Origin of the sequence: uncultured Acidaminococcus sp., assembly GCA_900538365.1 — a bacterium.
Taxonomy (GTDB): domain Bacteria; phylum Bacillota; class Negativicutes; order Acidaminococcales; family Acidaminococcaceae; genus Acidaminococcus.
Map to the genome: position 1 here is coordinate 1 of UPXT01000055.1, position 14123 is coordinate 14123.

Below are 14123 nucleotides of genomic sequence, written 5' to 3' on the forward strand. Positions count from 1 at the left end.
TCTCCAGGAGTGCATAGATACTTTAGCACCCCAAAATTTGACAAAGAACCTTTTTTGTGGCACTTTTTGCTAAAAGGAGGTCATCATGGATTACCACATTCGTCCCTTGGAAAAACGAGATTATACGCTGCTGCCCAACTTTCTTTATGAAACAATCTATGTTCCCAAAGGACGGAAGAAGCCGTCCAAAAAGATCCTGGATATGCCCGAACTGAGACTTTATACTCATGGGTTTGGGCAAAATGATTCGGATTTTGGCTTTGCGGCGGAGTGGAAGCAGCATGTGATCGGCACGGTATGGGCCCGCATCATGAAGGATTATTCCCATATCAATAAGGATATCCCTTCCCTTGTTCTTTCCATCAGTGCGTCCCACAGGGGCAAAGGACTGGGCACAAGGCTTCTGAAAAAACTTATGAAAGAGGCAAAGCTCATTGGCTATCCGGCCCTTTCCCTTTCGGTCCAGGTCTCCAATCCAGCCCGGTTCCTCTACCAAAAACTGGGCTTTGAATCCTTGACTGTCGTCAAAGGGGAGACGGAGGAAGAAATCGTCATGGTGAAGGAATTTTCCTAAAGGCTGTGGACGCTCTCCTTTTCTTTTCGTATAATATATGGATATGAAATAGAAAGGAATGTTTCTTATGGCGCGTATTCTCCTAATTGCGGCGGCACTCCTCTGGGGAGGTACGCTGTCAGCCCAGCGTATCAGTACACAGTTTCTCGGGGCCTTTTCCTTTATGGGTATCCGTTATCTTGTTGGGGTTTTATCCATGCTGCCCATTGTCTATTGGGAACAGCGGTATCATAACCATACACTCCACGAAGGGAAAAAGCCTTTTCCCCTTGTTCTTGCGGCGGCTATCCTTGCCATCTTCCTCACGGCGGGAACGGGTTTTCAGCAGCTGGGAATGTTCTCTACGACAGCGGGCAAGGCGGGGTTCATTACGAGCCTTTATATTGTCATCGTGCCTTTTTTTGCTTACTTTTTGGGGAAGCCTCTTCGCAGGACCGCCCTCATCGGCAGCCTTCTTGCCATGATCGGCATGTATTTTCTTGCGTATCCGACGGATGGCGCTTCTTTTAACCGAGGTGATATCCTGATTGCTATTTGTTCCGTTATCTGGTCTGTATATATCCTCCTTGTGGACCGCTGGTCCGTTCATTATGCGGGGTTTACCCTTGTTGCAGTGGAATTCTTTTTCGCTGGAATCTATAACCTTGCCTTAAGTCACCTTGCCGGTGAAGTCATTACGTTGGAAAATATCCGGTCTGCCCTTTGGCCCATCTTGTACTGCGGCTTTTTGGGCGGCGGCCTTGCTTATTCCTTTCAGTTTATCGGCCAGCGCGGCGTGGCTCCGACCGAAGCGTCACTGCTTTTAAGTTTGGAGACCGTCTTCAGCGTTATCGGCGGTTGGCTGATCTTGGGGGAAGTCCTGTCCGGAAGGGAACTGGTGGGGTGTCTATTTATGCTGATGGGGATTGTCATCAGTCAGATTCAATTGAAAAAGCAGTCAAATCATTAAACGCCTGATTCTCCACAATAGCTTGTCTCCATTGCTTAATTCCTTATTTTATGGATGCAATGGAGGCATGTCGATTCGTCCGATATTTCGTTCCTGATTGTGGGATTGATGGTCCGTTATACGTTAGGTCATGAGCCCATTGCCTTAAAAATATCTTTAAAAGTGCAATGGGCTTACCTATTTCATCAAATCGGTGCAATTCGTGCTTCAGGTAAATAGTCAGGCGCTGCCCGCCTTCCTTCCCTTTCCAGCAGCCACTTCTTCCGCTCTATGCCGCCCGCATATCCTGTCAGCGATCCATCTTTTCCAATCACGCGGTGGCAGGGAATGATGATGGAAATGGGGTTTCGCCCAACGGCGTTTCCCACGGCTTGGGCAGAAAAGTGCGATTTACCAGTTTCCTGGGCAATTTCGGCGGCAATGGCCCCATAGGTCGTCACTTCCCCATAAGGGATGGCAAGAAGCTTTTGCCATACTCGTTTTTGGAAGGCCGTCCCCTGCGGTGCCAAGGGAAGCTTCTGTGGGTCAGGCTTTTCTCCCTTAAAATAGCGCGTTAGGTAGGTCTCAATAGTTTTCCAAAGGGGCAGCGCTTCCAGGGACTTAGAAGCTCCCTGTTCCAAGGTCCCGTCATAGCGCTGTCCCACAAAATAAAGGGCAGTCACATGTTTGCCGTCACTTTGGATGGAAATATCTCCCAAGGGGGAGGCGAAAATGGCTTGATAGATCATTGTTCTTCCTTTCTTTTCCTTAGCGCCATAGGCTCACTGTCGCATAGCTGCGGAAAGGCCGCCACGCTTCGGCAAGGGTCAGGCGCTTTTTCGGCGTTGTGCCGGGCATGGCATGTTTGATGCCCGCATCGTTCTCAAGAAAAATATCCGGGTCTTTCAGGACACGCATAGCAATATAGTCACTTGTCCAATGGCCAATGCCTTTAAGCGATAACAGTGCTTTTTTGGTTTCCTCCCGGGTCCTTGTGCCGTCAAGGCGCAGGGAGCCCTCCACAAGGGCCTGTGCAAGGGCTCTGATGGCCGCGGCGCGGGAGGAGATGATTCCTAGTTTTCCCAGTTCATCGGCAAGGCCTTCTCCGTAGGAAAGGATTTTATTCGGTGTGGGGAAAAGATGGGTAAGTCCGGGATGGCCTGTTTCAATGGGGGTCCCCAAGGTCGCCACGAATCGTGAGGCAAGAGTACCGGCCGCTTTCACTGTAATCTGCTGTCCCAAGATGGCCCGCACGGCCGTTTCAAAACCGTCAAAGGCACCGGGAATGCGGATTCCTTCCATAAAAGTGCCGGGAAAATCATCATTCATGGCGCAAAGCACGGCAGCGACGTTTCCCGGAAAGGCCGCCAGATCAAACTGCCTTGAGACCCGAAATATAACATCCGAGAGGACGGGAAGCAGGGTATCTGAAAGGGTCAGGATGAGGGCATCGTCCTTTTTTGTGGGCGCAACGGAAATGATACCCTGACAGGGTTCTCCATTTTTTCCTTCAAGGGATACGGTTCGCTCATAGATACCGTGAGTCACGTTTTCAATGCCTTTTATGGCGCGCCCTTCCAAAAAGGCAAAAAGCGGCGCCGCAAGATAGGGCGGGCGATAGGTGAGGGTGAGCGTCAGCGTCCCCAATGCAGGCTGTGATGAGGCCAGTCGGTGCAGGGCCGTTGGCGGCAAGTGATAACGTTCCTGAAAAAGTTCATTCAGCCGTCTTGTGCTGCCAAAGCCGGAGGCGAGGGCAATCTCTGCAATGGAAAGGGACGAACCCTGGAGCAGGGCCTTAGCAAGGAGCAGCCGGCAGGTTTCCAGATAGGTAATGGGCGCGACATGGAACTGGTCCATAAAAGCGCGGCGCATGTGACGGCTTGAATAGCCAAAGCGCGCAGCCATCCCTTCAAGGGAAAGGGGACCGCTGGCGTGGGCCCATAAGTAGGCAGCCATCTTTTCCGCAAGGCTATCCGTTCCCAGAAGGCTTGCCGAAAAGGAAGGCCGTTCTGGGTGGCAAATCAGGCAAGGGCGAAAGCCTGCCGCTTCTGCTTCGGCCGCGCTTGAGAAAAAACGGCAGTTTTTTGCACTGGCCCGGCGGGCAGGGCAGATGGGGCGGCAGTAGATGCCTGTCGAGCGGATGCCGACAAAAAGCGAACCGTCGTAGGACGCGTCACAGCTGCGGTAGGCTTCATAGGCTTCCTTTTCGGGGATCTTCATAGGTGGGAAACACCTCCTTTTTCCTCACTATACCACGATTCTAAGAAAAAATCCCGCGGTTTTCGGACATGGATAGATAAGGGAGTTTTTCCTTCCTGCGTTGCAAGGATGCTTCCAGATATGGTAAAATTTTGTGGTTTATCAAAGCGGGCATGGGTCCGCCATAGAAAAGAGGAATTTGCTGCTGTGAACAAGATAGGAATCATTGTGAACGCCGACGATTTTGGCCGTCACGAACTCATCAACGGAGCCGTTCGGGAAGGCTGCCAAAATGGGCTCATCCGCTCGGCAACCCTTATGGTCATGGGAAATGCCTTTGCTGACGCGGTAAAGACGGCAAAGGAGCTGCCCGAGCTCGGTGTCGGAGTTCATTTGACGGTTGTTGATGGAATGCCGGTCCTTGCGCCGGCAGAGATTCCTTCCCTCATCGACCCCAAGACGGGCCGCTTTTACGCGGACCATGGGGCCTTTGTCAAAGCCTATGCGAGAGGCAGAATCCGCATGAGCGATGTGCGTCACGAATGGGAAGCCCAGATTAAGAAGTTCCTTGCTTCCGGCCTTATTCCGACCCATGTGGACAGTCATCAGCATATGCATGTCCTGCCTGGCCTCATCGATGCAGCGCTCGACCTGTGTGCCCGCTACGAAATTCCGGCGATGCGCATTCCCTCCATTCCTGTGGACCTGCGCAGGACGACGCTCAGGAACTTTGGTGAGCAAGTGGGGCGGGCCGGGCTTCACGTCCTTAGTGAGCGGGCCCGCAAAAAGGCCAAAGCCTTTCATCTTGCCGTGCCTGATGCCTTTGGCGGCATTGTGGCAGGACGGGCTGTGGATAAAAAGACCATTCGCCAGATTCTTTTGAGCCATTACCAAGGAATTACGGAAATCATGGTCCATCCTGGCCTTGATGATGCCATTCTTTCCGCTGACGCGCACTGGGACCATAGCTTTGAAACAGAACTTGCGGCTGTAACCGATGAGGGAAATCGATCCATTTGTCAAGCCCTGGCCATCCGTGTCATGAATTTCAGGGACCTTGCCCAAGAAAGGAAAAAGCCATGATTTATACTGTGACCTTAAATCCTTCCCTTGACTATGTTGTTGACGTGGATGACCTTACGGTTGGCACAATCAACCGCAGCACAAAGGAAGCCATCTATCCGGGCGGTAAGGGCATCAATGTGTCCATCGTCCTTTCCCGTCTTGGCGTCGAGACAACGGTACTTGGCTTCAAAGCGGGCTTTACGGGCGATGACCTGGAACGCCTTGTTCAAAAAGAAGACATCAAGGTCCAGCTCCTTCCCGCTGAAAAAGGCTTGACCCGCATCAATGTGAAAGTGCGAGGGAAGGAAGAAACAGCTATCAATGGGGCAGGACCGGAAGTAGGGGATAAGGAACTGGCCGATCTTACGGCCCTTCTGGAAGACCTACGGAAAGATGACATCCTTGTCCTTTCCGGGAGCGCCCCTAAAAAGGCCGCTGATACGCTCTATGCGGACCTTGCCGCGATGATGGAAGCTCGGGGCACGCGCTGCGTTGTCGATGCAACGGGTATGCTCCTTAAAAAAGCACTGCCCAATCATCCATTTCTCGTAAAACCAAATCGGGAAGAACTTGAGGAAATCGTGGGCAAAAAGCTTGCTTGCCTTAACGCCATCGAAGCTGCGGCGCGGCAGATGCAGCAGCAGGGAGCGCGGAATGTCCTTGTGTCCTTAGGCGGGGAGGGCGCCCTCCTTGTCGACGAAAACGGCTATACCCATTACCACGGGGCCCCTAAGGGACAGGTCCTCAATACGGTCGGTGCTGGTGACAGTATGGTCGCAGGTTTCCTTGCTGGCTGCGAAACGACTGGTGATTATGCAAAGGCCCTCCACTGGGGTATCTGTGCCGGCAGTGCAACGGCCTTTTCGATGCACCTAGCAAGTAGGAAAGCCTTGAAAGAACTGATTGAAAAGGGAGAATGACATGAAAATTACGGATCTGCTCAAAAAAGAGAGTATCCTCTTAGAAGGTCACGCCACTGACAAAATAAACGCCCTCCATACCTTGGTGGGGCTTATGGCCAAACAGGGGAATGTCGCCGATGTGGACACGTACGAAGCCTGCGTCCTCAAGCGAGAGGAAGAAGGCAGTACGGGTGTTGGCGAAGGCGTTGCCATTCCTCATGCCAAGACGGGTGCTGTCACACGTCCTGGTCTTGCTTTTATGCGCTGCCTTGACGGCGTGGAATTTGATTCCTTGGACGGGCAGCCGGCCAAACTTTTTTTCCTCATTGCCGCACCGGAGAGCAAGGACAACGTCCATTTGGACGTCTTGAGCCGCCTTTCAACTCTCCTCATGGACCCTGATTTCATTGATGGCCTCATGGCCGTAAAAAATGAGGATGAGCTGTTTGCCCTCATCATAAAAGCCGAAACTGAAAAGTTTGCTGACGAGGCACCTGCAGAACCCTCCGCGCCTGCTGCGGCAGCAGAAAAGAAAGGAGCCTACCAGGTCCTTGCCGTCACGGCCTGCCCGACCGGCATTGCCCACACCTATATGGCGGCCGAAAGCTTGGAGCAACATGCGATGAAACGCGGCATTTCCATCAAAGTTGAAACCAATGGACAAAGCGGCGTCAAGCATGCCCTCACGGCTGAGGAAATCAAAGGCGCGGAAGGCATTATTGTCGCTGCCGATAAATACGTTCCCATGAACCGGTTCAAAGGAAAACGGGTTGTGATCGTGAAAGTCGCCGACGGCATCAATAAAGCCGACGCCCTTCTTGATGAAGCCCTTTCGGGGAAAGCCCCCATTTTTGAAGGGGAGACCAATCGGAGTGAAGCTGCTGCGGAAGATACGGCAGAAAGCGGCGTCCGTAAGATCTATAAGCATCTCATGGATGGCGTTTCCCATATGCTGCCCTTCGTCATCGGCGGCGGGATCCTTATCGCCCTTGCCTTCCTTGCCGACATGGGTGCAGCCGGGACGGCCAAGTTTGGGAGCAGCACGCCTTTTGCGGCCTTTCTCAAAAATACGGGCGGCATGGCCTTTGGCTTCATGATGCCCATGCTCTCAGGCTTCATTAGCCAGAGCATTGCTGATCGGCCGGGTCTTCTTGTCGGTATCATGGCCGGCGCCCTTGCAAGTGCTGGTGGCAGCGGTTTCTTTGGGGCGCTTATCGGCGGTTTTGCGGCAGGATATCTCATTCTCCTTTTAAAGAAACTCGTAAGCGGACTGCCTCAATCCCTTGAAAGTCTGAAACCAATCCTTATCTATCCCGTCATCGGTCTCCTTCTCATTGGGGCCCTTATGACCGGCGTCATCAACCCCGTCATGACGTCCTTCAACCAATGGGTGACCGGGTCTCTGGCCCATATGGGGGGCGTGAGCAAAGTCCTCATGGGCTTTATCCTGGGCGGCATGATGAGCATCGACTTTGGCGGACCGCTCAATAAGGCTGCCTACGTCTTCGGCACGGCTTCCCTTGCTGGTGCCGATGGTACCGCCGTTTCGTCCCCCTTCATGGCCGCCGTCATGATTGGTGGGATGGTTCCCCCTGTAGCCATCGCCCTTGCCACGCAGTGCTTCCGCAGCAAGTTTACGGATAAGGACCGCAAGTCCTTTGTGTCGACTTTTGTCATGGGCCTTGCCTTCATTACGGAAGGTGCCATTCCTTTTGCCGCTGAAGATCCGATGAGGGTCATTCCTTCCTGCGCCATTGGTGCCGCTGTAGCAGGGGCCCTCAGCATGTATTTCGGCTGTTCCGTGCCTGCGCCTCACGGCGGGATTTTCGTGTTTGGTGTCGTCCAAAATGCCGGTATGTATCTTATCTCCCTTGCTGCAGGCTCCGTCCTCGGGGCGGTCCTTCTAGGCGTGTTAAAGAAAAAAGTATAAGCTCAGAGAGGCTGTGAAAAATGACTGTCATATTTTTTACAGCCTCTTCTTTTATGGGTAAAATTGTAATTTTAAAAATAAAGGGTACGGCATCGCACCCTTTCTCCCTAACCTTTAAAATGGATGCTCTAGGACCACAATTTTCAGCTTTTACCATCCGGTTTCTTGGCTCACCGTCTTTAGCGTCCTTTCCCTCTCGGCCTTTCTGCCATTTGCATTTTGCAAATTTGTCTCAAGATGGTTCCCGCTGCAAGAAGCTCCCGGCCCCAGCGACGACGGCGGCCCTGAGCCGCCAGCAATCTTCTAGCACAGCGTCGCGGGAGCTGATGCGATAAGGTTCTCCGAAGCGGTGCCATCAAAATTAGATGGGCGTCGCGTGAATTTCCTTGCAGCTAGAGCTATTTGTTGTGGAGATTGGGGCGCGGCCGACAAAGCAGAGGGTCCCTTGTGGACCGAAGAATGAAAAAGCTTCTCTTTGATGAGCTAGGCCCTGGGGATAACGACACATTTTACATCGACTTAGTCCAATTTTTCCCTTCTCCCACCAACGGCCACTCTCTTGTCATTCAGAAAGCTTCATGGTAGAATGAGAGTGTATCTACAACAATAAGGAGGGGCGTCCCATGTCAACCGTTACGTTTGATACGATCAGAGCCAAGGTGGAAGAACTTCGCACGCTGCCGTCCAGCTGTCCTGAACTGAAAGCTGTCTGTACGGAATGGCTTAAAGCCGTTGGTACGGACCGTCAGCAGGAAATGAACGCTAAGCTTTTAAAGGAAGCGGAAGAAGACATCAACACGCTTGATGACGTCATTCCGTTCTTCGAGTCTGATGCAGGCAGGAAGGCCTTCGGTGAAGAAACGGCAGCCCAGCTTGCCCAAAACGCTCACGAACTGAAGGCCGAAGGCAAGAAATACTGCTTCTGTCCGTCCTGCACGATTTGTCTCTTCATCCTGGAAAATAAAGAAGTCCTTCTCTAAGAAGGAATTCCAGGGGTGCTTTCATGGCACCCCTTTTCCTATGTCAAAATTGCCATTTGGCTTATTTTTTGGGAGGCATTATGTTTGTCAATCGCCCGCTGACGACGCGTGCCGTCGTTTTTATTGGCCTTTTGGGGGCCTTATCCTTTCTTCTCATGAGTTTTGAATTTCCCTTGCCCTTTGCACCGGCCTACATGAAATTTGAGATTTCCGATATGCCGGCCCTTTTTGGCGGCTTTTTCCTGGGACCCATTGCCGGAGCTTTGGCTGCCTTTGTCAAGATTCTCCTGAAGCTTGTTATCATCGGGACAAACAGCGCCCTTGTGGGCGAGGTTATGAACCTTTTCTGTTCCATTGCCTATGTTGTGCCAAGCACCATTTTCTACCATCTCCATCATTCGAAAAAAGGCGCCCTCTATGCCCTTGTGGCAGGCTCTCTTATTGCCAGCATCTTTGCTGTTGTGACAAACTATTACTTTGCCATTCCCATGTATGTGAAGCTCTACGGGATTCCTCTTGAAACCATCCCCAAGATGGGGCATGCCGTCAATCCCTTGGCCCAATCCCTTATGGATTACCTCTTATTTACAGTCCTGCCTTTTAATCTCATTAAATATGGCATCGTAAGCTTTTTGACCTATCTTGTGTATAAAAAGGCCAGTGTGGCCTTAACGGAAATCGTAAACCGTCTTGACCGGTAGGAGCCAACTCATGGAATATCGAAAAATTGACGAAAAGCACTTTGTGGTCCGTCTTGCAATCGGCGAAGAAATTCACGACAGCCTTGTTGCCCTTGCTGAAAAAGAGAACATCACCTTTGCCATGATCCAGGGCATCGGTGCTGTTCGTGAAGTTACGCTGGGACTTTATCACCTTGACCGGAAAGAATACCGGGAAACAAAACTTTACGGAATCAAGGAAATCATTTCCCTTACAGGAACCCTCGATAGGCTTCAGGAAAAACCCTATGGTCATTTCCACATTGCCCTTGGCGGGGAAGGGGGCACGACTTGGGGCGGTCATATGGTCTCGGGCATTATTGGCATAACCGCCGAAATCGTCGTCACCTGTTTTGACACCACTCTCGTGCGGAAACGGGACGAATCCTTAGGGTTTAATATGTGGAATCTTTCTCAAAAGGCGTAAAATTCGATACAATTTCATAGTAAAAAGCTGGGACAATTTTTTGTTTCAGCTTTTTTCTTGCTCTTTTCTATCTTTTTCCATTAAAATATAAAACATGCAATCTTCATAGAAAGGAAGGCCGCCATGATTTCTTCGTCAGCAAAAGCCCGTTTTTCCCTCATCTTCTCCATGCTTGTCTTTGCTGCGGTCGGGCCCATTGTGCGCCATATTCCGCTTCCAGAAAGCGTCATTGCCTTCTGCCGCGCGCTTTTGGGCGGCTTTTTTCTTTTTTTCTTTGCCTGCGTCAAAAAAGAGAAACTGCGCTGGAATAACCTGTGGGAGCGAAAATACAGGCTCTTTTGCTGCGGCCTTGCCATGGGGCTTAACTGGATTTTTCTCTTTAAGGCTTTTGCCAGCACGAGCGTAGCCGTGGCGGTCATTTGCTACTATCTGGCGCCTATCTTGGTGCTCTTTTTTTCGCCCTTTGTTTTTGACGAAGGGCTTACGAAAGGTAAGGTCCTCAGCGTGCTCCTTGCTTTTTGTGGCATGATCCTTGTCTCCGGCATCTTTGAAAAAGCCGGTGGGGCCAATGTACAGGGCATGCTCTATGGTCTCCTGGCGGCTTTCTTTTATGCCTGCGTCATGATGATCAATAAGACTTTGGGAGACCTCACTCCTTACGAATCGACCATTGTGGAACTCATTTTGGCCGCCCTGATCCTTTTTCCCTATGTGCTCTGGACGGAAGACGTCTCCCATTTTATGCTGACAGGAAGCGAATGGGGCTATCTGCTGTTTTTGAGCCTTTTTGTAACAGGATTTACGTATGTACTTTTCTTTGGAGCCCTGCCCAAACTGGAGGCTGCCGCCATTGCTCTATATACTTATATCGACCCTATTGTGGCCGTCCTTCTTTCTAGGTTTTTGCTCCATGAACGCTTCACGCCTGCCATGCTCCTAGGAGCGGTGCTGATCCTTTTGCCAACGGCTGTCGAGGAGATCCGATCTGCCGTCAACGAAAAGTAAGGAGACTGATCCATGTTTTTTAACCCTAGCTGCGGCCTGTGCCTTTATAAGCCGAACCTCGCTGAACGGGTCTATGAAAAGCTTCATGCCTTGGATCCTTCACTTAGGCCACACGGCATCTGCTGCCGGAGGAACCCCCAACTGCCCGAAGGCGCGGTCATCCTCAATGTCTGTCCTTCCTGCGACAATCACTGGCGGACCCGTTATGAGGGCATCCGCACATTGTCTTTATATGAATATATTGATCGCCTGGATGCCTTTTCTTTGCCGCGCTATGACCAGCTGACGCTGACCATTCACGATTCCTGCCCGGTAAGGGGGCGGGATTCCTTTTATATCAGTGTGCGCAGCCTGCTTCGAAAAATGGGAATCACCATACAGGAAGCTCCTTTTAATAGGGACCAATCCCTGTGTTGCGGCAATTCCTTTTTTAAGCACGGAGCTGACGAGGATGCCTTTCATGCGCTTGATTGCTGCGTTTCCCAGCTGCCCTGTGAGAATGTCCTTACCTATTGCCTTACTTGTATGAAGATGCTTTCCTTGGGCGGCAAGCGGCCGTTTTACCTCTTGGACCTCATCATGGGGGAAGAAACAAGACCAGGTTCCCTTGATATAAAGGCATGGCACCGGGCGCTTGACAAGGCAAAATGGCAGGATGATAAGCGCCTTAACCTGGCAGTGAGCAAATCTATGGATCATATGGAACGTGGATGATTCCATCAAGAAAGGACCTATGCACAAATCATGGATGAATCAATATTGGCCACTGTAAAAGATGAGCTAAAGCACGGAGGACCGCATGTACATTTTCTAGCTTTTATTTTCTTTAATTTACTGGGTATCCTCCTTTTTCATTTTGTATTCCGTTTTTTGATCGTAATCTTGGTGAAAATCACCCGTATCAAGGAAAAGACGTGGAAAAGTACCTTTCGTTTCATGCCAACCCTGGTGGGTATGCTGGCAGGAAGCCGTATGGCCAAAGAGTTCCTTAATGTTCCTTGGTTCATCAAGGAGTTGATGGAAAATCATTTTCGCAGTCTGCTCCTCATTACGGTGACCTTTTTTATTGCTCATTTGTCTTCTTCTTTGATCAAGGCAAGGATGACGCGGCGGGAAAGCGAATCATCTTCCATGTCCATCTTGACGACGGTCATTGATCTAGCAATCTATATGGCAGGATTCCTCATTATCCTTAGTTCCTACGGGATTTCCATTTCTCCCTTGCTGACCGCTTTGGGAGCTGGAGGACTGGCTTCAGCCCTAGCCCTGCAGGACACGCTGAACAATTTGTTTTCCGGCATTACCACAATCGTTTCCCGTCAGGTCCATATGGGGGACTATATTAGCCTTTCCAGCGGCGAATCAGGTCGGGTTGTCGATATGAACTGGCGCAATACGACACTTCGGACGTCAACAGGAAATATGATCATTGTCCCTAACAAAAGCATTGCGGCCTCAATCATTACCAACTACGAGCAGCCTCAGGCAGAATGCACGATTGCTATCCCGCTGACCATCACTTATGGAAATGACTTGGAAGAGGTTGAGCGGGTCACCCTCGGGGTTGCACGCAGCATCCTGGAGCGGAGCCAGTATGGCGTCAAGGGATTTATGCCGGCTGTACGGTATGATAAAATGGGAGAATATGGAATTACCTTGAAGGTTGTCCTGCGCATCCGCAATATCGTTGATGAGACCAAGATCCGTCACCAGTTCATCAAGGAAATCATTCGGGTCTACGGACAGGAAGGAATTGAACTTCTCGTGCGCCATGATTAGATAGATGCCGTTTTGAGGTAAGGGTGGAGCAAGAAAGAAGAAAGCAAAGCAGGATTATAGTAAAAGGCCCCTCGGCTGCAGCCTGTGGGGTCGCAGGAAGACAAGATGAAGAAAGGAAGGAATGCAGATGATCTTATCTTTTTTAACTGCACTCTCGGACGCGCTCTGGGGGACTCCCATGATTGTGGTTCTATTGGGAACGGGGCTTTATTTGAGTATCCGGTTTCGGTTCCGTTATAATTTCCGCTATTATGCGTTTCATTTTCGCAATACCTTTGGCCGCATGTTTGACCATGGGGAAGGGCAGGGCACGGTCTCAGGATTTGCAGCCGCCTGCACGGCCATGGCAAATACAATCGGTGTCGGAAATATTGGCGGCGTGGCAACGGCAATCGTATCCGGTGGTCCGGGGGCTGTGTTTTGGATGTGGGTCTCCGGCTTTTTGGGAATGTCCACGAAAGCGTGTGAAATCATCTTGGGTCAGCGTTTCCGCGTGAAGTATTCAAAATCCATGGATGAATATATGTGTGACCGCTCCTTTGTGATGAAAAATGCCTTGGGCTGGAAAAAAGGCGCCATCCTCCTTGCCATTGCCTGCTTTACCTTGGGCCCTTGGACGGACTGCGTGCAAACTGAGTCCGTGGTTGGTGCGATGCAGGAGGGCTTTGGCCTTGATCCGCGGATCAGTGTGGCTGTCCTTGGCGTGACCTGCTTTGCAACGATCTTTGGCGGCCTCAAGAGAATCAGTGCCGTCATGGAAAAGATGGTACCTTTTATGGCCCTGCTGTATATTCTCGGAGGGGTAGGGATCCTTTTTATCCATCTGGCCGATGTGCCCAAGGCCCTCATGATCATCATTGAAAGCGCGTTTACACCGACTGCTGCTGTAGGCGGATTTGCCGGGGCTACGGTAAAAGATGCCCTTCGCTATGGAATTGCCAGAGGGCTTTATTCCAATGATGCCGGGACTGGGTATGGAATCATTGCCCATGCCTCGGCCCGTACGGATCATCCTGTGCGGCAGGCCTCATGGGGCTGGGGGGAAGTCTTTCTCGATACAATCGTGGTCTGCAGCGTGACTGCCCTGTCGATTATCCTGACCAACGTCTATGTGACCCATCCGGGGGTTGACAGTGCCCGCCTTACGACCGTGGCGTTCCGGGAAGCTTATGGGATTTTTGGGGCTTGGTTCATGGCCATTGCCATCGCGATCTTTGCTTGGACGACCATTGTGGGGATGTATTACAGCTGCGAAAAATCCATCAACTATGCCTTTGGGGACACGGCTCGCAATCGGGTTGCCGTAAAAATTTACATGCTTTACTATATGGTCCCTTGTGTCATCATGTATGACATCAAAGCCGATGCCCTTTGGGCCATGACCGATATCTTGTCTGCTGTTTATGTCATGATGACATTGCTTTTTGTCTTTACGCAGCAAAAGGAGATCATGCGCCTTGTAAAGGACTTCTGGGACCGCTATATGCCTGCGTATGAACGGGGGGAGCACCCGCCCATTGTCAGTTTCGGTACCTTTGAGGAAAGGAAGTAAGAAAAGATGGTTAATTGTAAAATGAAATAGGACATATAAAAAGACATACAGGAAATCTTTTGG

Annotated in this window: 14 protein-coding genes; 12 read left to right on the forward strand and 2 right to left on the reverse strand. The window is 51.0% G+C overall.

Annotated features, from left to right (window positions below; genetic code table 11):
- Positions 1–85 precede the first annotated feature (85 nt).
- Positions 86–574, forward strand: a complete 489-nt coding sequence (locus QZQ08_RS08900) for an N-acetyltransferase (protein ID WP_296331024.1) — start codon at positions 86–88, stop codon at positions 572–574.
- 67 nt (positions 575–641) lie between these two features.
- Complete coding sequence (locus QZQ08_RS08905; protein ID WP_296331026.1) at positions 642–1523, forward strand: DMT family transporter; 882 nt, start codon at positions 642–644, stop codon at positions 1521–1523.
- A gap of 185 nt (positions 1524–1708) precedes the next feature.
- On the opposite strand, the gene QZQ08_RS08910 is transcribed toward QZQ08_RS08905, so the two are convergent.
- Together QZQ08_RS08910 and QZQ08_RS08915 are read right to left on the reverse strand one after the other, a co-directional pair.
- Positions 1709–2251: a methylated-DNA--[protein]-cysteine S-methyltransferase gene (locus tag QZQ08_RS08910; protein WP_296331029.1), complete on the reverse strand. Its 543-nt coding sequence runs from the start codon at positions 2249–2251 to the stop codon at positions 1709–1711.
- Positions 2252–2270: 19 nt separating this feature from the next.
- On the reverse strand, positions 2271–3722 hold the full coding sequence (locus QZQ08_RS08915) for an Ada metal-binding domain-containing protein (protein WP_296331032.1): 1452 nt from the start codon (positions 3720–3722) through the stop codon (positions 2271–2273).
- A 120-nt stretch (positions 3723–3842) separates the two neighbouring features.
- Here QZQ08_RS08915 and QZQ08_RS08920 point away from each other — a divergent pair, with 120 nt between their 5' ends.
- From QZQ08_RS08920 to QZQ08_RS08965, 10 genes are all read left to right on the forward strand, one after another.
- Positions 3843–4784, forward strand: coding sequence for a ChbG/HpnK family deacetylase (locus tag QZQ08_RS08920; protein ID WP_296331035.1), 942 nt, complete (start codon positions 3843–3845; stop codon positions 4782–4784).
- Positions 4781–5686 carry a 1-phosphofructokinase gene (gene pfkB, locus QZQ08_RS08925; RefSeq protein WP_296331037.1) on the forward strand — a complete coding sequence of 302 codons (906 nt, stop codon included), beginning with the start codon at positions 4781–4783 and terminating at the stop codon, positions 5684–5686. The genes QZQ08_RS08920 and pfkB overlap by 4 nt, the downstream gene beginning before the upstream one ends.
- 1 nt (position 5687) lies before the next feature.
- Positions 5688–7598 carry a PTS fructose transporter subunit IIABC gene (locus tag QZQ08_RS08930; protein WP_296331040.1) on the forward strand — a complete coding sequence of 637 codons (1911 nt, stop codon included), beginning with the start codon at positions 5688–5690 and terminating at the stop codon, positions 7596–7598.
- Between the two features lie 623 nt (positions 7599–8221).
- Positions 8222–8578, forward strand: a complete 357-nt coding sequence (locus QZQ08_RS08935; protein ID WP_296331043.1) for a hypothetical protein — start codon at positions 8222–8224, stop codon at positions 8576–8578.
- An 80-nt stretch (positions 8579–8658) separates the two neighbouring features.
- Complete coding sequence (locus QZQ08_RS08940; RefSeq protein ID WP_296331046.1) at positions 8659–9279, forward strand: ECF transporter S component; 621 nt, start codon at positions 8659–8661, stop codon at positions 9277–9279.
- A 10-nt stretch (positions 9280–9289) separates the two neighbouring features.
- Positions 9290–9724: a PPC domain-containing DNA-binding protein gene (locus tag QZQ08_RS08945; protein WP_296331048.1), complete on the forward strand. Its 435-nt coding sequence runs from the start codon at positions 9290–9292 to the stop codon at positions 9722–9724.
- A gap of 123 nt (positions 9725–9847) precedes the next feature.
- A complete protein-coding gene (locus QZQ08_RS08950; RefSeq protein WP_296331051.1) occupies positions 9848–10729 on the forward strand; it encodes a DMT family transporter in 882 nt (293 codons plus the stop codon).
- A gap of 12 nt (positions 10730–10741) precedes the next feature.
- Positions 10742–11443, forward strand: a complete 702-nt coding sequence (locus tag QZQ08_RS08955) for a (Fe-S)-binding protein (RefSeq protein WP_296331054.1) — start codon at positions 10742–10744, stop codon at positions 11441–11443.
- A 222-nt stretch (positions 11444–11665) separates the two neighbouring features.
- The gene (locus QZQ08_RS08960) at positions 11666–12508 is read left to right on the forward strand and encodes a mechanosensitive ion channel family protein (RefSeq protein WP_296331057.1); all 843 of its coding nucleotides are present in this window, start codon (positions 11666–11668) and stop codon (positions 12506–12508) included.
- 127 nt (positions 12509–12635) lie between these two features.
- Positions 12636–14060, forward strand: coding sequence for a sodium:alanine symporter family protein (locus QZQ08_RS08965; RefSeq protein ID WP_296331060.1), 1425 nt, complete (start codon positions 12636–12638; stop codon positions 14058–14060).
- Positions 14061–14123 lie beyond the last annotated feature (63 nt).